Here is a 16,446-nt window from a genome sequence, read left to right on the forward strand (position 1 = left end):
CTCTATCCCAGGAACAGCGAGGCGAGCTCGCGGTAACGGTTGAGCCAGACCATGCCGATGACGCCCAGGCTGAGGGCGAAGATCGACAGGCCGAACAGCACGATCAGCGGGGTGACGACGAAGAACACCTGGAACTGCGGCATCACCCGCCCAACCAGGCCGGCGGCGATGTTGAAGATCACCGAGAACACCACGACCGGCGCGGCCAATTGCAAGCCCAGGCGGAAGGAGCCGGCCACCGTCTGCACCGCCAGCTGGGCGCTGTCGGCCACCGGCACGTCGCGGGAAAACGGGAACAGCGCATAGGACCTGACGATGGCGGTCAGGAACATGTGGTGCAGGTCGGTGGTCATGATCAGGGTCACCCCGATCAGGCCCAGGAAGGTGCCCAGCGTGGTCGACGGCGCGGCTTGGCCCGGCGCGGCGGTCTGGGCGAAGGCCAGCGTGGTCTGGATCGAGATGATCTCGCCGGTCGCCGTCAGGGATGACAGGAACATCCGCAGGATCCCGCCGATCATCAGGCCGATCATGATCTCCTTGATCACCGCCCCGCCGACCCCGGACACCGTCCCGGGAACCACCATGCCGCGCGCGATGACCGGCATCAGCATCAGGGCCATCAGGAAGGCGAAGCCCAACCGGATGCGCGGCGGCACGCTGGAGTCGCCGATGCCCGGCAGCAGCATGATGATCGCCGCGACACGGGCGAAGATCAGGCCGCCTGCGTAGACCTGGGATGCGGCTGCGAAGCTTTCCATGGACCCGGCCGAACGGCCGCTACATCGCTGCGATGCGAGCGGCGATCTCGCGCATGAAGCCGCTCATCAGAGCGCCCATCAGCGGCAGGAACAGCAGCAGGGAGAGGAAGATGGCGACGATCTTCGGCGCATAGACCAGGGTGGCTTCCTGGATCTGGGTCAGGGCCTGCAGCAGGCCGATCCCGACCCCGACCACCAGCCCGACAATGAGCACGGGCGCCGACAGCTGGATGGTGAGCCAGATGGCGTCGCGACCGATGTCGAGAACCTCGGCGCCGTTCATCTTTGGCCTCTTGGGTACGCGTGGACAGTGAAATTCAAGCTAGGCGGAATTTGCCTAGTTATGGTTAACGAACGGCTACCTGCCGTTTACGGATGCAGCGCCCGCGCGGCTTCGGCGGGCGAGGCTTTTCCCTGGTCGCGGTCGACGCTGTAGTTCGCCGCCCGCATCGCCTCGACCGAGATCGAGCCGATCAGCGGCCTCAGCGCCGCCAGCAGGCGCTCGTCGCCGGCCCGCTTGGGCGAAATCAGGATCACGGCGTCATAGGGCGGCAGGGCGCCCTTGGGGTCGGTCAGCACCACCAGCTTGTCGGCCGAGATCCGGCCGTCCGAGGAGAAGGCCGAGATCACGTCGGCCTCGCCGCCCGACAGCGCCCGGTACATGAAGGTCGGCTGGAACGAACGCTCCTGCTTGAAGTTGAAGCCGTAGGCGGCGTCGACCGCCTTCCATTCCGGCCGCGACAGGAACTCCAGGTCCGAGCCGAGCGTCAGGCGCGGCGCCTGGCGGGCGAGATCGGCGAGGCTGACGATCCCCTGCGCCTTGGCGCGGTCGGCGCGCATGGCGAAGGCGTAGGCGTTCTCAAAGCCGAGCGAGCCGAGCACCACCACCCCGTCACGCTTCTTCAGCTCGGTGGTGAGCTGCGCCAGCACCTGGGCGCGGCCCGGATTGTCTTGCCGCTTCAGGACATTGGTCCAGAGCGTGCCGGAATAGTCGACATAGACGTCCAGTTCGCCGGCCGCCAAGGCGCGGTAGGCGACCGCCGAGCCGAGATCCTCCTTGCGCGACACATGCCCGCCGGACCGCTCCAGCCGCTCGGCCATCACCTCGGCCAGGATGTACTGCTCGGAGAAATTCTTGGCCCCGACCACATAGCTGGACGGCTTGCCGAACGCCGCCAGCGGCGTCAGGGCGGCGAGCACGCCGACGACCAGCAGCGCCGCGCCGGCGATCATCAGCCCGCGTTTGCGCCGGGCCGCCCCGGTCTCGATCAGGCCGAGCAGTTGATCGACCACCATGGCCAGCGCCGCCGAAGCCGCGCAGCCGAACAGCACGAAGACCCAGTTCTCGGTCTGCAATCCGGCGAAGATGTAGTTGCCAAGACTGGTCTGGCCGACCGGCGTCGACAGCGTCGCCGCCCCGATGGTCCAGACCGCGGCGGTGCGCACCCCGGCCATGATCACCGGCATGGCAAGCGGCAGCTCGACCTGGAACAGTCGCTGGCGCGGGGTCATGCCCACCCCGTCGGCCGCCTCGCGCACCGCCGGATCGACGCCAAGGATGCCGGCCGTCCCAGTCCGCAGGATCGGCAGCATCGAATAGAGGGTGAGCGCCAGCAGCGAAGGCAGGAAGCCGAGCGCCGAGAAGCCCTGGCCTAAGACCGTCTGGCTCAGCGCCGAGAGCGCCAGCAGCAGCGGATAGAACAGGGCCAGCAGGGCTAGGCTGGGAATGGTCTGGATCAGGCCGGCGAAGGCCAGGACCGGCCAGCGCAGCCGCGCGCTGCGGCTGGCGGCGACCGCGAGCGGCAGGCTGATCAGCAGGCCGAGCGCCAGGGCGCTGGCGCTCAGCAAGACGTGCCAGGCCAGGTACTCGGGCAGCAGGCCCCAGGCCTGCGCGACGCGGTCGCTCATGAGGCCACCCCGTTGAGGCGTTCGCGCAGCCGCTCAGCCTGGCGGCGCGGCGCCTCCAGCAGGGCGCGAACATCGGGGTCCTGGGTGGTGGCGAGCAGGCGGCCAGGCGCGCCGTCGGCGACGATCACGCCGTCCTTCAGCACCACGATCCGGTCGGCGAGGAGCACCGCCTCGGCCATGTCATGGGTGACCATGAGCGTGGTCAGCGAGAGCTTGTCGTGCAGGGCGCGGTAGTCGGTCCCCAGGGCGTCGCGGGTCAAGGGATCGAGGGCGCCGAACGGCTCGTCCATCAGCATGATCTTCGGTTCGGCCGCCAGGGCGCGGGCCACGCCCACCCGCTGGCGTTGGCCGCCCGACAGCTGGGCCGGCGCGCGCGCGGCGACCTCACGCGGCAGGACGACGAGGTCGAGCAGTTCGTCGACCCGCGCCGCCGTACGGGCCCGGTCCCAGCCTAGCAATTTCGGGGTGATGGCGATGTTCTCGCCGACGCTCAGATGCGGAAACAGCCCGACTTCCTGGAACACATAACCGATGCTGCGACGCAGCTGGTGCGGCGGAACGGCGGCGGCGTCCTCGCCGACGACACGCACCTGACCGCCGCCTGGTGCGATCAAGCCGTTGATGGTCTTGAGCAACGTGGTCTTGCCCGAACCCGACGCCCCGACCAGGGCTACGAACTGCCCCGTGGGCACGTCCAGCGACACCCCGGCCAGCGCCGCGCGCGCGCCGTAGCGTTTCTCTATGCCGATGAGTTCAATCGCCGGTTGGGCCATGTCGCCAACCTTAGACACGATCCGTCAGATCGGCATCCGCATGATTTCTTGATAGGCGCTGATCACCTGGTCGCGGACGGCCATCACCGTCTCCAGGCTGGCCTCGGCCGCCGAGATGGCGGTGACCACGTCGATCAGTTCAGCCTTGCCCTGCACCTGGGCCGCGATCTGAGTCTCGGCCTTCTTGGTGCTGTGCATCACGTCGTTCATGGCCGACTTGACCATCGAACCAAAGTCGAGCCCGCCGTCTTCCTGGCTGGGCGACGGCGGCTTGATCGCCGGGGTGTTCTGGGTCGCGGCGTAGGCTTTAGCGGCGGCGAGCGCGGTCATCATGGCTCAGGCGCCCCTTACTTCTTCAGCATGTCGAGGGTGCGCATTTCCATGGCGCGCGCGGTCTCGATCACGTTGAGGTTGGCCTCATAGGCCCGCTGGGCCTCCTTCATGTCGAGCGCCTCGACCAGGGTGTCGACATTGGGCAGCTTCACATAGCCCGAGGCGTCGGCCGAGGGATGGCCGGGGTCGTAGACGTTGCGGAAGTCCTTGCGGTCGGGCTCTACACGGGCGACGCGCACGCCCTGGCCGGCGTCGGTCTTGACCGGCGTGAACACCGGCACCTGCCGGCGATAGGGATCGCCGCCCGGCTGGCGCGACACGGAATTGGCGTTGGCCATGTTCTCGGCGATCACCCGCATCCGGGCCTGCTGGGCGCGCAGGGCGGTGGCGGCGATGGACTGGGTGGCCCCGGTCATGGGTTTGATGTCGGCCATCTAGGGCGTCCTATCCGCGGGGGCCGCGGCTGGCCATGCGCAGCATGCCCAGCGACTTCTGATAGAAACCGATCGCCGCATCATAGTTCATGCGCGCCTCGGCCATCTTCAGCATCTCTTCCTCGAGCACGACCGAATTGCCGTCGAGGGTGGTTTCCGAATCCTTGGCCTTGATCGGCTTGAACGCGGTGCTCTTGCGTTCGGCCGGCGCCATGTGACCAGCCTGGGTCACCGCCTGGGTGGCGACCTGGGTCATCTGGGTCTTCATCTGAGCCTGGAAGCTGTAGGCCTTCAGGTCGGTGGGCGTGAAGCCGGGGGTGTCGGAATTGGCGACGTTCTGCGAGATCAGCCGCTGGCGTTCGTTGAGGTGCCCAAGCCGGCCCTTCAGCATCGCAAACAGGGGAATCTCAGCGAGGTTCATGAGCAATATGGTGAATAAATAGGGTTAACCGGGCCTTAAGACCCTGCGGCGCAAACCCTGGCTCGACGGCGCATTCACGCCCTTTGGCCCTGTTCGAACATCCCGATGGAATTCGCCGATTTCCTCCGCGCCGTCTTCGCCCTGGCGGTCACCCTGGGCCTCGTCGGCCTGGCGGCCGTAGCCCTGCGACGCTTCGGCCCCGAAGCCCTGGCGAGGTTCACGCCCACCCGCAAGGAGCGCCGGCTGGCGGTCGTCGAGACCCTGGTGCTCGATCCCTCGCGGCGACTGGTGGTGGTCTCGTTCGACGGCGACGAGCGCCTGCTGTTGCTGGGCGAAGGCCAACTGCTTCCAACCAACGCCAAGCCCGCCCGCAAACCCAAGACGGCCGCCTGATGCGCAAGTTCTTCTCCGCCCTCACCCGCCTGGAACCGGCCGACTGGCGCCGCGCCGCGGGCCTGTCGGCGCTGGCGACCCTGATCAGCCTGATCTTCCCGGCCATCGCCGCGGCCCAGGCGATCAACGTCAACCTCGGCACCGGCGCGGGCCTCTCCGAGCGCGTCGTGCAGATGGTCGGTCTGCTGACCGTGCTGTCGCTGGCGCCGTCGATCGTGATCATGACCACGTCCTTCGTGCGGATTGTGGTGGTGCTGGGCCTGCTGCGCACGGCGCTCGGCCTGCAGCAGAGCCCGCCCAACGCGGTGCTGATCAGCCTGGCGCTGTTCCTCAGCGCCATCGTCATGGGCCCGACCCTGCAACGCTCCTATGACGAGGGCATTAAGCCTTTGATGGACCAGCAGATCGAACTGCCGCAGGCGTTCGACGCGGCAGGGGCGCCGCTCAAGACCTTCATGCTGAGTCAGGTCGACCAGGAAGACCTGGCCCTGTTCATCCGGCTTTCGAAGATCCCCAAACCGGCGACCATGCAGGACACGCCCCTGCAGGTGGTCACCCCGGCCTTCATGATCTCGGAACTGAAGCGCGCTTTCGAAATCGGCTTCCTGCTGTTCATCCCGTTCCTGGTGATCGACCTTGTCGTCGCCAGCGTACTGATGAGCATGGGTATGATGATGCTGCCGCCGGTGGTGGTTTCCCTGCCCTTCAAGCTGATCTTCTTCGTCCTGGTGGACGGCTGGCGACTGGTCGCGGGCTCCCTGGTCGAGAGCTTCCAGCGCGGGGCCGGCGGCGGTTAGAACCGCCGCGCGATCCCGGCCCCGACCTGCAGATCGGGCGTATCGCGGGTCAGGCCGGCATTGACGCCGAAATCGAACTGCAGGTCGTCGACCGGCGTCCAGGCCAGCGTCAGGTCGAAACAAGCCTGGGTCGTGCGCTCGGCCGGATCGTCATCCACCGCGGCCCAGAGCTCAGCCCCCAGCGAGAGCGCCCCGAAGGACCGGCTGATCGCCACCACGCCCACCCAGCCGAGGTGGCTGCCGTGGCCGTCGGCGTCGGCCAGCACGTCGAGCTCCGGGGTGAAGGCCAACGACACCTCGGCGCTCAGGGGCGCCGAGATCGGCGCGATCAGGCCGCCCTGCCAGGCCCCGGCTCCGATCCCTGACTTGCCGGTCGGCGCCGAGACAAACGGTTGCAGCGCCACCGAAACCCCTGATCCGTCTGGATTTTTCAGAGAGCGACGCAGCGCGAAGATCACGTCGCCGACGCCCTGGTCGCGGACGCTCTGGCCGCCGGAACGGTCACGCACCTGGGTGTAGGGCGTCCACGCGATCTGCCCCTCGGTGGTCGGCGCCAGGCCCAGCCGCAGCTCCAACTCGCCGATGGCGTAGGTGTCGCTGGAGCCCGGTCCCGAGCGTTGAAAGCTGGCGTCGAACGCCCCGACTTCGGCCTGGAAAACGCCGGGATCGATCACGCAGGACGGTGAACCCTTGCCCGGCCGGTCGGCGCAGAAGTCACGACGCTCCGGCGCGCTCTGGGCCTGGGCGGCCGCGAGGCTCAGGCTCGCCAGGGCGGTGCCGGCGAGGATGCGGACGGCAGGACGGCGCATGGAATATCCCCGGTGAGCTGTCGATCCGACCAGCCTAGGTCGCATCGCCGTCCGTCGCCTAGCCCTTCGCCGCGGTGGTCGCCGCGGCCTGCTTGGCCGGCGGCGTGGCCGGGGCCGCGGGCTTGGCCACGCCGACCGGCGCGGGTTTCTCGCGGAAGCGCGCCTTCATCTTGTCGACCCAGCCCGCGAAGGCCTCGTTGTCGGCGGTGGCGCGGCCGAAGTCGGCGACGCTGAGCTGGCCGGTCTGGACGCCGGAGAGCGCCACGCGCAACGCCTCGGGATTGCGCGCCTGGTCGTAGAAACCGCCATAGCGCTGCTGCATCCGGGTCAGGGCGCCGTCGTTGCCCGCCAGGCTGTAGCCGACGCCGGTGCGAAGCAGCTTGCCCTCGTCCTCGGCCGACAGCGGGCCAGGCGTCTTCCAGCGGTCGCCCAGGCTCTTTTCGAACAGGGCGGCCGAGGCGTCCCAGTTCTTCTGCTTCCAGAACACCTCGGCGCGCAGATCCTGGCCCTCACGCGAGGTGTCGCGTTCGATGACCTCCAGGGCGTGATCGGTGCGGCCCAGGCCCATCAGGGCGCGGGCCTCGACCAGCCGGCGCTCGGCGTTGAGGGCGGTCGGCAGGATGGTGGTGCGCGAGCCGTTGATCGCCTGCAAGGCCTGCTCGGGCTTGCGATCCATCAGGTAGATCAGCGCCAGGTCGGTGGCGACCTGGGCGCGGGGCACGCCGTCGAGACGGTTGTCGGCCTGGTACTTCAGCAGGTCGGCCGCCTGGTCGAGCAGGTCGACATCGACCAGCCGCCGCACGAGCTTGCGCACCATCAGGTCGCCGTCGGCGCCCAGCGGGGTCAACTCGCGGAAATCGTAGAACATGGCCAGGGCCTGGACCGGCTCCAAGCCGTCGGCCGCGCCGTCGAGGAACAGCGCCCGGAACGCCGCGCCGAGGTCGGCCTGAAGCTGCACGGCTTCGGGCAGGTCGGGCAGGCTGCGACCGGCCGAGCGCAACGCCTCCAGCGCCTCGCGATAGCGCCCCTGGCTGAGATAGAGATGGCCAAGCGCGCGGATGGTCTCCAGTTCCGTGGAGTCGCCGCGCCAGCGGTAGCGCAGGCCCGCAAAGGTGTTGGCGGCCTGGACCGGCGTGATACGGCCCATCTCCAGCCGGATCTTGGTCGCGTGCAGGGTGGCCGGCGCGGACAGGGCTTCGGTCGGCGCGCCGGCGACAGCGGCGTAGATGCGCAGCGCCCGGTCCTTGTAGCCCTGGGCCTCCACGACCTTGGCCTGGACCAGCCGGGTGGCCAATTCCTCCAACGGATCGGTCTTGTCCATCAGGGCCAGTTTGATGCGGGCGTCGGCGCCGTTGATGTCGCCGAGCGCCAGGGCCGCCTGGGCGTCGGAGCGGGCGAAGCGCGCCTTCCAGACCGGCGAGAACTGGTTGAAAGCCTCGGCGCCAGCCCCGAATTGGGTGCGCGCCTCGGGCCACTGGGCCAGTTGGACGGCGATGTAGGAGCGCCAGAGCGCCGCCGACGGGTCGTCCGAGAGGATCGGGACCGAGAAGTCGGCCTGGGCCTCCTTGTAGCGCCGCGCCATGACGCGGGCGATGCCCCGCAGGGCCCGGAACTCCGGGTCCTCCATGATCGCCGGGCTGCGTCGCGCGGCCTCGTTGAGCACGCCGATCGCCTCGAAGGACAGTTCCGAGCCGACCAGGAAACGGGCCATCGCCATCCGGGCGCCGACCGGGGCGTCGCGCCCCAGCGCGGCCTCCTCGTTCGACGCCGCCAGCAGGGCGTTGTAGCGGGTCAGGAAACCGCCGGAACCGGTCTTCGGCCAGTTCTGATAGTCGATCAGGCCCGGCATTCCGGCCGCCTGCGGCGCGCCCAGATTGGCCTCGGTCCGCTCGGCGGTCGCCGAAGCCGGCGACAGGGTCAGGCCCGCGGGCCGGCCGATCTGCACCAGGTCGCCCTCGTGCCGGACGCCGAGGTCCTCGATATAGGATTCGGCCGCCAGCCCCTGGGCCGAGGGCAGCAGCGCCATCTGCACGTACTCGCGCCGCGACGGCAGCCCCTTGGCGGGGCCAAGCGCGGTGACGACCGAGAGCGTGTCGCCGACCACCGGATCGGCCACCTTGACCACGCCGGTGACGCCGGCGACGGCGGCCTTCAGCGCGGCGGGGCCGCCGGCCTGGTCGCGGACGACCCGGATCTGGCCCGGCTGTTCGACCTGGGCCCCGGGGCCGAGCGTGACGGTCCAGACCGCGCCCTGGCTGGAGGCGAAGAACGGCACGTTGGGCGCCGACTCGATACGCACGGCGGTATAGTCATTGCCGCGAATGGCGCTGAGGCCGCTCATCTGGCGCAGGCCGCGCGGGGCCTTGGAAACGTCGATGGCGGCCGGCGCGTCGAACACCACCCAGATCGCGCCGCCGCGCCGGAACACCGCCGCGCCGCTGGGATTGGCCCACGGGAAGACCAGTTGCACCTGGCCCGCGCCGATCTTGCTCTCCATCCGCACCACGCCGCCGGCCGGCACAGGGTTGGGACGCGGCGGTTCGGGCGCGACGACGGGCGCCGCCTCGGCAAGCGTCGCCGCCGGCGCCGGAGGCCTCTCGAACAGATTGACGTAGGTGACGCCGTCGGCGACGCCGACCTTGGCGTCGGCGTTCTCGGCCAGCGTCAGAACCAGCTCCAGCCCGCCGCTCGCGCGGCGCGCCTCGGTCGTCTTCAGCCATTTCGGCGGCGAGACCCGCAGGCGCGAGATGTCTGGATTGGCCTGGCCGTTGAACTTCAGGATCAGGGTCTGGCCGTCGCGGCGCGCCACGGCGCGGGCGCCCTTGAACTCGATCCGCGAGAAGTCACGCGCCTGGGCGACGCGGACTTCGAGTCCGCCGCGCGGCGCGGTGGTCTGCGCCGGCGCCACGCCCGCGGGCGCAACGACGCTGGCGATGGTGATCGCCGCGACGCCGGACCGAAGGGTTTGGCGCAGGCTCACGAGCTATCAGGCCTTTGGCGCGGGCGCGGCGCCCTTCGGCGCCGGAGCGGCGGCCTGGGCGGCGGGCTTGGCCGGGCCAGGCGTGGCGGCGGGCGTCGCCACGGCGGCGTTGGCGGCGGCGGCCACCTTCTTCACATCGGCGAACCGGCTGGCCAGGGCCTCGGTCAGCTTCTTGGCCTCGATCGGCGGCATGGCCGCGATGATCGGCGAGAGCGCGCGCTCCTTCATTCGAGCGGCGATCGGGATGCGGACGGCGTCGTCCAGCAGCACCATGCGCGGCGCGGCGTCCTTGGGCTTCATGCCCTCGAACACCTTCACCAGGCGGTCGATCTCGGCCTGCTCCTTGGCGTCGGCGTCGACCATCAGCTTGGCGATGTCGCCCTTCATGCCGGTCAGGGCCTTGATCTTGGCGTCGAGCTTGGCCTCGGCGGCGGCCATCAGGGCGAGTTGGACGTCCATGTCCTGCTCGCGCTTGTCCAATTGGCCACGGCGGGCGCCCAGGCTCTGCAGAACCTGGAGCTCGGCGGGCGAGAGCCCAGCCTCCTTGGCCAGTTCGGCGGCGGTGGGCGCGCAGACCGCGGCGGGCTTGGCGGCTGGCGGCAGGGCGACGGACGCAGCGGCGTCCTTGGCGGTTCCGGTCGCGGCCTTTTCTTCAGACTTAGCGCCCGGCTTGACGCTCTTGGCGGCTTCCTCGGCGAAGGCGCGCGCGCCCGACACCATGTCCGGCAACGATTGCGCGCCGGCCAGGGCGTTGATGCCCATGACGCCGACGATGGCGACGCCGACCAGCGGCAGGATGCGGGGCATGTTTCTCATCGGCGGGCTCCGGCGCGCGACGGCTGGCGCTCAGTCGGCTGGTCGAAAAGATCGTCGTCGAGGCTGGGCCGCACGCGCGGCGCCGGGGCCTCGCGGCGAGCCAGGGGTTCACGTTCGGGGCGACGCTCGCGCGATCCCGACAGCATTGCGCCCAGGCGGTGAGCGACGCGCTCGACGTCGTCGTCCACGGCCGGCTCCTCGCGGGACGCACGCGACACCGGCGACGGGGCCGACTGCAGTTGGCGATCCAGCTTGGCCGTCAGGGCTCTCGCCTTTTCGATCCGGTCGGCGAGCGCGTCGTGCGCCTCGTCGGTGGCGGCGCGCAGGTCGGCCAGGCCCTGCTCGGCGCGGGCGGCGGCGGAGTCCAACTCAGCCACGGCCTTGGCGAAGCCCTCGTGGCTGTCGCGCAGCGCCTTCAGGCGGGCGTTGAGCCGGTAGCCCATCAGCAGGGCCGCGGCCAGCAGGCCGGCCAGCATCAGGTTCATGCCGATAGCGACGATGCTCATTTGACCCTCGAAATGGCTTTCTTGGCGTGGGGCGACAGCGGCCCGTCGACGCGGACCGCGATATGATGATTGCGCCGGCCCATCCGGCCGCGGGTCAGCGGGATCGCCCCGGCCCGCAGCTCGACCTGACTGTCGGGCGTGGCGTTCAGCATGATGGTGTCGCCGACCTTGAAGTCGAGCACTTCGCGCAGGCTCATCTGCTGCTCGTCGAGAACCGCGCGGACTTCCATCTGCGTGGTCCAGAGCTCGGTGGCCAAGTGGCCTTCCCAGATGTTGTCGCGGCCGAACTTCTCACCCATGAACTGCTGCAGCAGCATCTTGCGGATGGGTTCGAGCGTGGCGTAGGGCAGCAGCAGTTCGATGCGCCCGCCGCGATCTTCCATATCGATCCGCAGCTTCACCAGGATGGCGGCGTTGGCTGGACGCGCGATGGCGGCGAAACGCGGATTGGTCTCCAACCGGTCGAGGGTGAAGGTCACCGGGGTCAGCGGTTCGAAGGCGGCGCGGGCGTCGGCCAGCACGACCTCGACCATCCGCTGGACCAGCACGCGTTCGATGGTGGTGTAGGGCCGGCCCTCGATGCGCATGGCCGCGGTGCCGCGACGGCCGCCCAGCAGCACGTCGACGATCGAGTAGATCAGATTGGAGTCGACCGTCAGCAGGCCGTAATTCTCAAGCTCCTCGGCCTTGAAGACCGAGAGGATGGCCGGCAGCGGGATCGAGTTCAGATAGTCGCCGAAGCGGATCGACGAGATGTTGTCGAGGCTGACCTCGACGTTGTCGGAGGTGAAGTTCCGCAGGGAGGTGGTCATCAACCGCACCAGGCGGTCGAAGACGATCTCCAGCATCGGCAGGCGTTCGTACGACACCAGCGCCGAGTTGATGATCGCCCGGATGCCGGAGCGCTCGGCGGCCTCTTCGTCGGAGAGGTCGAAGCCCAGCAGGCTGTCGATCTCGTCCTGATTGAGGATCCGCTCGGCGCCGCCGCCCAGGCCCTCGCTGGCCGCGGCGTTGTCCCAGGTCGCGGGGTCGTCAGGGTTCATCGCACCCTGCATTCCGCCGATGATTTGAGGTTCTTCGTCTTCCATGCGATGCGCGCTGGCCAGGCCCGACGGGCCTAGTTGATCAGCATCTCCTCGATGAGCACGGCGTTCACCTTGGAGGGCGCGATCACCAGGTTGACCCGGCGCTGGATCTCCATGCGCAGCTGGTAGGAACCCTGGCTGCCTTGCAGGTCTTCGGGACGCAGTTCGCGCAGGAAGGTCTGGAACATGTCCTGCAGCCTAGGCATGTTCGGCTCAAGAAGATCCACCGTCGCTTGATCTGGCACTTCGAGGGTCAGCTTCAGCTTCAGGAAGGTGGTGCGGCCGTCGGCCGTCTGCATGTTCACCACCACGTTGGGCATGGTGTAGAACAGGATGCCGTCAGGTCCCTCGCGGATCTCGCCGAGGGCCTTGTCGCCTTCCTTGTCGCCCTTCTTTTCTTTCTCTTTTTTCTTCTCGACCTTCTTACCGGCGTGGGCCTCGTCGGGCTTCGGCTTCAGCAGCAGGAAGCCGGCGGTTCCACCGCCGCCCAGGATCACCGCAGCGGCCACGCCGGCGATGATCATCATCTTCGGCGTGAACTTCTTTTTGGCAGGCGCACCCTCGCCGTCCTCGCCTTCGGCGGCGTCCCCGGCGGGGGCTTCCTTCACCTTGTCCTTGGCCACGCGCGCGCGCTCCTTAGAATCTATCCCCGTCTCATGACCTGCGCATGGTTAAGGATCAGTTTTTAACAGGTGTTAACGGGCGCGATTTCCGTGCCGGGCAAAATCGGCCGAGCGCCCTGCGTTAACTTTATTTCTTGTTGTTTTTGCTGAGCTTTCCAACTGGCCCAATCCTTGCAGCGATGACCGCGACAAATTCGCCGCAGGTTAAGACCTAGCCATGGACAACGCCCTCTACGTCGGACTCTCGCGTCAGATGACTCTGCGCCGCGAACTCGACATCGTGGCCAACAATATCGCCAACGCCGACACCACCGGGTTCAAGGTCGAGAGCCTGATGGTGGAGACCGAGCCGATGGCCCCCGCCCAGACCGCCGGCGCGCCGCGTCCGGTGAAGTTCGTGATCGACCGCAGCGTCGGGCGCGACTTCGGCCAGGGGACGCTGCGCCAGACCGGCGCGCCGTTCGACCTGGGGCTGGACGGGAACGGCTTCTTCAAGGTCCGCACCCCGGACGGCGAGCAATTCACCCGCGACGGCCGCTTCCGCCTGGACGACGCCGGACGGATCACCACCCAGGAAGGCATGCCGATCCTCGATGAAGGCGGCGGCGAGATCGTCATCGAGCCCAAGGACGGGCCGGTGACCATCGCCCCGGACGGCACGGTCAGCCAGGGCCGGAACCTGCTGGGCAAGATCGGCGTCGCGCGCTTCGACACCCTGAGCATCCTCGAGAAGGTTGGCGACAACCGCTACCGCAACACCTCGAACCAACAGCCCGTCGCCGCCTCCGGCGTGACCATGCACCAGGGCATGCTGGAAGGTTCCAACGTCAAGCCGATCACCGAGATCACCCGGATGATCGAAGTCACCCGCGCCTATGAGTCCATGGCCAAGATGATGGACGCCAACGCTGAACTCTCCCGCCGCTCGATCGAGCGGATGGGCAAGCTGAACTAAGGAAAGTCTAGTCGATGCAAGCGCTTCGCACCGCCGCGACCGGCATGGCCGCCCAACAGCTGAACGTCGAGGTCATCTCGAACAACATCGCCAACATGAACACCGTCGGCTTCAAGAAGCAGCGGGCGGAGTTCCAGGATCTGCTCTACCAGACCATCGAGCGGGCCGGGGCGCAGTCCTCCGACCAGGGCACGGTGGTGCCGACCGGCGTGCAGGTCGGCGGCGGGGTGAAGACCGGGTCGGTCTATCGGATCACCCAGCAGGGGGCCCTGACCTCCACCGGCAACAAGCTCGACGTGGCGATCTCCGGCCGCGGCTATTTCCAGGTGCTGATGCCGGGCGGCGAGACCGCCTACACCCGCGCCGGCAACTTCTCGCCGAACGACCAGGGCCAGTTGGTCACCGAGGACGGCTATCTGGTCCAGCCGGCGATCACCATCCCGCAGGACGCCACCGACATCTCGATTTCCAAGAGCGGTCAGGTCCAGGCGGTCCGCACCGGCCAGACGACGCCCGAAGTGATCGGCAATCTGGAGCTGGCGACCTTCGTCAACGAGGCGGGCCTCGACGCGATCGGCGACAACCTGCTGCTGGAGAGCGCCGCGTCCGGCGCCCCGACCGTGGGCACGCCCGGAACCGAGGGCATCGGCGGCCTCAACCAGGGCTACACCGAGGCCTCGAACGTCGACGCCGTGACCGAGATTACGGCCCTGATCGTCGCCCAGCGCGCCTACGAGATGAACTCCAAGGTGATCACCTCGGCCGACGAAATGCTGCGCACCACCAGCAACCTGCGGTCATAGTCATGAAGCGCCTGCTGATCACCCTCGCCGTCGCCCTCGCCGCCAGCCCCGCCCTGGCCGGCCAGCCGGTGACGCTGAAGGCCGAGACCCTCGACAACGACGGGATGGTCACGCTGTCGGACCTGTTCGACGGGGCCGGCGCGGCGGGCAAGATCGCCGTCGCCGCCAAACCGGGCGCCTCGACCGTGCTGGACGCCGCCGCCGTCCAGGCTGTCGCTCGCCGCGCGGGCCTGGACTGGGCCAACGCCGAGGGCCTGCGCCGGATCGTGGTGCGCAGCGACGGGGCCGGCGCCGGCCAAATCGCCGTCCGCGGCAATGTCGAGGTCCTGACCTACGCCCGCAGCCTGTCGGCCGGCGAGATCGTCCAGCCCCAGGACCTGGTGTGGGGCAAGGCCGCCGCCGCGCCGAACGATGCGCCCAGCGACGCCGAGGCGGTGATCGGCTTGTCGGCCCGCCGCCCGCTGCGCGCCGGCGCCGCGGTGTCGGCCCGGGACGTCTCCGCACCCCAGGTCATCAAGGCCGGCGACCTGATCGTCGTGAACTACCAGGACGGCGGGATCTCGTTGTCACTGCAAGGCAAGGCGATGACCGCCGCCGGGCTTGGCGACACCGTCAGCGTCCAGAACACCACCTCGAAGAAGATCATCCAGGCCATCGCCAGCGCCCCTGGCGAGGCCCTGGTCGGCCCCGCCGCCGATCAGCTCAAGGCCGCCCGCCGCACCCAGCTCGCGCTTCGTTAGAGAGCCAGTCCCATGCGTCTTTCGATCCTCGCCGTCCTCGCCCTGGCCCCGCTGGCCGCCTGCTCGACCGTCTCCGAAGCGGTGAAGGGCCCCGAGCTTGCGCCGGTCGGCTACCCCTCGGCCCTGATCGCCCGCGAGCAGCCGACCTTCGTCTCGGCCCGTGAGCCGGCGCCCCAGGCGGCCTCGGCCAATTCGCTGTGGCGCAACGGCGCCCGCGCCTTCTTCATCGACCAGCGGGCCAACCGCGTCGGCGACATCCTGACCGTCCAGATCGACATCAACGACAGCGCCCAGACCTCCAACGCCTCCAACAGCAGCCGCACGGCGGGGATGAGCGCCGGCGTCGACAACTTCCTGGGCCTGGAGAGCAGCCTCGGCCGGTTCTTCCCCGGCGGTTTCGATCCGGCCAACGCAGTGAACACCAACTCCCAGTCGACCAACGCCGGTTCGGGCGCGGTGACCCGCTCGGAGAAGATCTCGCTGACCATCGCCGCCGTCGTCACCAACGTCCTGCCGAACGGCAACATGGTGATCCAGGGCTCGCAGGAAGTGCGCACCAACGCCGAACTGCGCCAGCTCACCGTGGCCGGCATCGTGCGGCCCGAGGACATCTCCTCCTCCAACGTGATCAAGCACACCCAGATCGCCGAAGCCCGGATCAGCTATGGCGGCCGCGGCGACATCAGCCGGGTCCAGAAGACCCCGGCCGGCCAGTCGCTGGTGGAACGCTTCCAACCGTTCTGACGCCCGATTTGGATCGTTTGGCGCGCGGGCGGCGTTTCCCCTCCTCGTAAGGAGCCCCTCATGCGTCCCCGCACGATCCTCGGACTAGGACTTTCCTGCCTACTGGGCGCCTGCACCCATGGCGGCTACGGGGCGGTCGATCTCGGCTGGTCGCTGCACAACGCCGAGGGCGAAGGCGCCAAGCTCGCCTATGGCCAGCCTGACAGCGACAACGTGCTGCTGATGATGACCTGCAGGCCCCGTTCGGGTCAGGTGCTGGTCTCGCTAACCGCGCCGCACGCCCCCGCCGCGCCGAAAGCCATCGAGCTGTCCTCCAAGGGCCTTTCCAGCCGGCTTCCGGGCGAAACGGCTCCGGCCATGGCCGAAGGCTCGGCCCTGGTCGAGGCGATGGCGCCGGCCAGCGACCCCACCCTGGCCAGCTTCGCCCGCACCGGCGACATCGCGGTGGTCGAAAACGGGCGGGCCTCGCGCCTGCCGGTCCGCCAAGCCGAGCGGGCGGTGGTCGCCGACTTCTTCGCCCAGTGCCGGGCCGCCTAGAGCCGCCGGAAAGGTGATGCTAGCTTGGGCG

At 68.8% G+C, this 16,446-nt stretch carries 20 protein-coding genes; 7 read left to right on the forward strand and 13 right to left on the reverse strand.

Going from position 1 to position 16,446, the window contains the following annotated elements; all coding sequences use genetic code 11:
- Window positions 1-2: 2 nt before the first annotated feature.
- The 7 genes from fliR to flgB form a co-directional block, all read right to left on the reverse strand.
- Window positions 3-758 (reverse strand): flagellar biosynthetic protein FliR, encoded by a 756-nt coding sequence (fliR, locus tag ASE02_RS09955; protein ID WP_056733708.1) that lies wholly within the window; start codon window positions 756-758, stop codon window positions 3-5.
- Window positions 759-777: 19 nt separating this feature from the next.
- Complete coding sequence (gene fliQ, locus ASE02_RS09960) at window positions 778-1,041, reverse strand: flagellar biosynthesis protein FliQ (RefSeq protein WP_056733710.1); 264 nt, start codon at window positions 1,039-1,041, stop codon at window positions 778-780.
- An 86-nt stretch (window positions 1,042-1,127) separates the two neighbouring features.
- A complete protein-coding gene (locus ASE02_RS09965) occupies window positions 1,128-2,666 on the reverse strand; it encodes a glycine betaine ABC transporter substrate-binding protein (protein ID WP_056733712.1) in 1,539 nt (512 codons plus the stop codon).
- Entirely contained in the window at window positions 2,663-3,439 is a 777-nt protein-coding gene (locus ASE02_RS09970) for an ABC transporter ATP-binding protein (protein WP_056733714.1), read from the reverse strand. The genes ASE02_RS09965 and ASE02_RS09970 overlap by 4 nt, the downstream gene beginning before the upstream one ends.
- A 24-nt stretch (window positions 3,440-3,463) precedes the next feature.
- Window positions 3,464-3,772, reverse strand: a complete 309-nt coding sequence (fliE, locus tag ASE02_RS09975; RefSeq protein WP_056733716.1) for a flagellar hook-basal body complex protein FliE — start codon at window positions 3,770-3,772, stop codon at window positions 3,464-3,466.
- A 14-nt stretch (window positions 3,773-3,786) separates the two neighbouring features.
- Window positions 3,787-4,206, reverse strand: a complete 420-nt coding sequence (gene flgC, locus ASE02_RS09980) for a flagellar basal body rod protein FlgC (protein WP_056733717.1) — start codon at window positions 4,204-4,206, stop codon at window positions 3,787-3,789.
- Window positions 4,207-4,216: 10 nt separating this feature from the next.
- On the reverse strand, window positions 4,217-4,627 hold the full coding sequence (gene flgB, locus ASE02_RS09985) for a flagellar basal body rod protein FlgB (RefSeq protein ID WP_056733719.1): 411 nt from the start codon (window positions 4,625-4,627) through the stop codon (window positions 4,217-4,219).
- Window positions 4,628-4,732: 105 nt separating this feature from the next.
- Here flgB and ASE02_RS09990 point away from each other — a divergent pair, with 105 nt between their 5' ends.
- Window positions 4,733-5,020, forward strand: a complete 288-nt coding sequence (locus ASE02_RS09990) for a flagellar biosynthetic protein FliO (RefSeq protein ID WP_056734019.1) — start codon at window positions 4,733-4,735, stop codon at window positions 5,018-5,020.
- Window positions 5,020-5,817 carry a flagellar type III secretion system pore protein FliP gene (gene fliP, locus ASE02_RS09995; protein WP_156406001.1) on the forward strand — a complete coding sequence of 266 codons (798 nt, stop codon included), beginning with the start codon at window positions 5,020-5,022 and terminating at the stop codon, window positions 5,815-5,817. The genes ASE02_RS09990 and fliP overlap by 1 nt, the downstream gene beginning before the upstream one ends.
- Here the strand turns inward: fliP and ASE02_RS10000 are convergent.
- From ASE02_RS10000 to ASE02_RS10025, 6 genes are read right to left on the reverse strand one after another with little or no spacing between them, the layout of a single operon-like run.
- On the reverse strand, window positions 5,814-6,626 hold the full coding sequence (locus ASE02_RS10000; protein ID WP_056733721.1) for a transporter: 813 nt from the start codon (window positions 6,624-6,626) through the stop codon (window positions 5,814-5,816). The two genes, fliP and ASE02_RS10000, sit on opposite strands and share 4 nt — an antisense overlap.
- A 58-nt stretch (window positions 6,627-6,684) precedes the next feature.
- Window positions 6,685-9,606: an endoglucanase gene (locus ASE02_RS10005; RefSeq protein WP_082601985.1), complete on the reverse strand. Its 2,922-nt coding sequence runs from the start codon at window positions 9,604-9,606 to the stop codon at window positions 6,685-6,687.
- Between the two features lie 6 nt (window positions 9,607-9,612).
- Entirely contained in the window at window positions 9,613-10,422 is an 810-nt protein-coding gene (locus tag ASE02_RS10010) for a MotE family protein (protein WP_056733724.1), read from the reverse strand.
- Window positions 10,419-10,928 carry a DUF6468 domain-containing protein gene (locus ASE02_RS10015; RefSeq protein ID WP_056733726.1) on the reverse strand — a complete coding sequence of 170 codons (510 nt, stop codon included), beginning with the start codon at window positions 10,926-10,928 and terminating at the stop codon, window positions 10,419-10,421. The genes ASE02_RS10010 and ASE02_RS10015 overlap by 4 nt, the downstream gene beginning before the upstream one ends.
- The gene (fliM, locus tag ASE02_RS10020; protein ID WP_369818542.1) at window positions 10,925-12,016 is read right to left on the reverse strand and encodes a flagellar motor switch protein FliM; all 1,092 of its coding nucleotides are present in this window, start codon (window positions 12,014-12,016) and stop codon (window positions 10,925-10,927) included. Before fliM ends, ASE02_RS10015 begins: the two co-directional genes overlap by 4 nt.
- Before the next feature lie 29 nt (window positions 12,017-12,045).
- Window positions 12,046-12,636 (reverse strand): flagellar basal body-associated FliL family protein, encoded by a 591-nt coding sequence (locus ASE02_RS10025; protein WP_056733728.1) that lies wholly within the window; start codon window positions 12,634-12,636, stop codon window positions 12,046-12,048.
- 217 nt (window positions 12,637-12,853) lie between these two features.
- Here ASE02_RS10025 and flgF point away from each other — a divergent pair, with 217 nt between their 5' ends.
- The 5 genes from flgF to ASE02_RS10050 are packed head-to-tail and all read left to right on the forward strand — an operon-like array spanning window position 12,854 to window position 16,415.
- On the forward strand, window positions 12,854-13,591 hold the full coding sequence (gene flgF, locus ASE02_RS10030; RefSeq protein WP_056733730.1) for a flagellar basal-body rod protein FlgF: 738 nt from the start codon (window positions 12,854-12,856) through the stop codon (window positions 13,589-13,591).
- Between the two features lie 14 nt (window positions 13,592-13,605).
- Complete coding sequence (gene flgG, locus ASE02_RS10035; protein ID WP_056733732.1) at window positions 13,606-14,394, forward strand: flagellar basal-body rod protein FlgG; 789 nt, start codon at window positions 13,606-13,608, stop codon at window positions 14,392-14,394.
- Between the two features lie 2 nt (window positions 14,395-14,396).
- Window positions 14,397-15,134: a flagellar basal body P-ring formation chaperone FlgA gene (flgA, locus tag ASE02_RS10040; RefSeq protein ID WP_056733733.1), complete on the forward strand. Its 738-nt coding sequence runs from the start codon at window positions 14,397-14,399 to the stop codon at window positions 15,132-15,134.
- Window positions 15,135-15,146: 12 nt separating this feature from the next.
- Entirely contained in the window at window positions 15,147-15,878 is a 732-nt protein-coding gene (gene flgH / locus ASE02_RS10045) for a flagellar basal body L-ring protein FlgH (protein WP_056733735.1), read from the forward strand.
- Window positions 15,879-15,938: 60 nt separating this feature from the next.
- A complete protein-coding gene (locus ASE02_RS10050; protein ID WP_056733736.1) occupies window positions 15,939-16,415 on the forward strand; it encodes a hypothetical protein in 477 nt (158 codons plus the stop codon).
- Window positions 16,416-16,446 lie beyond the last annotated feature (31 nt).

Source organism: Phenylobacterium sp. Root700, from assembly GCF_001429025.1.
Classification (GTDB): domain Bacteria; phylum Pseudomonadota; class Alphaproteobacteria; order Caulobacterales; family Caulobacteraceae; genus Phenylobacterium.

Coding starts and splice junctions, on each gene's coding strand:
- fliR (WP_056733708.1), bottom strand. CDS start 758: ATGGAAAGCTTCGCAGCCGCATCCCAGGTCTACGCAGGCGGCCTGATC.
- fliQ (WP_056733710.1), bottom strand. CDS start 1,041: ATGAACGGCGCCGAGGTTCTCGACATCGGTCGCGACGCCATCTGGCTC.
- ASE02_RS09965 (WP_056733712.1), bottom strand. CDS start 2,666: ATGAGCGACCGCGTCGCGCAGGCCTGGGGCCTGCTGCCCGAGTACCTG.
- ASE02_RS09970 (WP_056733714.1), bottom strand. CDS start 3,439: ATGGCCCAACCGGCGATTGAACTCATCGGCATAGAGAAACGCTACGGC.
- fliE (WP_056733716.1), bottom strand. CDS start 3,772: ATGATGACCGCGCTCGCCGCCGCTAAAGCCTACGCCGCGACCCAGAAC.
- flgC (WP_056733717.1), bottom strand. CDS start 4,206: ATGGCCGACATCAAACCCATGACCGGGGCCACCCAGTCCATCGCCGCC.
- flgB (WP_056733719.1), bottom strand. CDS start 4,627: ATGAACCTCGCTGAGATTCCCCTGTTTGCGATGCTGAAGGGCCGGCTT.
- ASE02_RS09990 (WP_056734019.1), top strand. CDS start 4,733: ATGGAATTCGCCGATTTCCTCCGCGCCGTCTTCGCCCTGGCGGTCACC.
- fliP (WP_156406001.1), top strand. CDS start 5,020: ATGCGCAAGTTCTTCTCCGCCCTCACCCGCCTGGAACCGGCCGACTGG.
- ASE02_RS10000 (WP_056733721.1), bottom strand. CDS start 6,626: ATGCGCCGTCCTGCCGTCCGCATCCTCGCCGGCACCGCCCTGGCGAGC.
- ASE02_RS10010 (WP_056733724.1), bottom strand. CDS start 10,422: ATGAGAAACATGCCCCGCATCCTGCCGCTGGTCGGCGTCGCCATCGTC.
- ASE02_RS10015 (WP_056733726.1), bottom strand. CDS start 10,928: ATGAGCATCGTCGCTATCGGCATGAACCTGATGCTGGCCGGCCTGCTG.
- fliM (WP_369818542.1), bottom strand. CDS start 12,016: ATGGAAGACGAAGAACCTCAAATCATCGGCGGAATGCAGGGTGCGATG.
- flgF (WP_056733730.1), top strand. CDS start 12,854: ATGGACAACGCCCTCTACGTCGGACTCTCGCGTCAGATGACTCTGCGC.
- flgG (WP_056733732.1), top strand. CDS start 13,606: ATGCAAGCGCTTCGCACCGCCGCGACCGGCATGGCCGCCCAACAGCTG.
- flgA (WP_056733733.1), top strand. CDS start 14,397: ATGAAGCGCCTGCTGATCACCCTCGCCGTCGCCCTCGCCGCCAGCCCC.
- flgH (WP_056733735.1), top strand. CDS start 15,147: ATGCGTCTTTCGATCCTCGCCGTCCTCGCCCTGGCCCCGCTGGCCGCC.
- ASE02_RS10050 (WP_056733736.1), top strand. CDS start 15,939: ATGCGTCCCCGCACGATCCTCGGACTAGGACTTTCCTGCCTACTGGGC.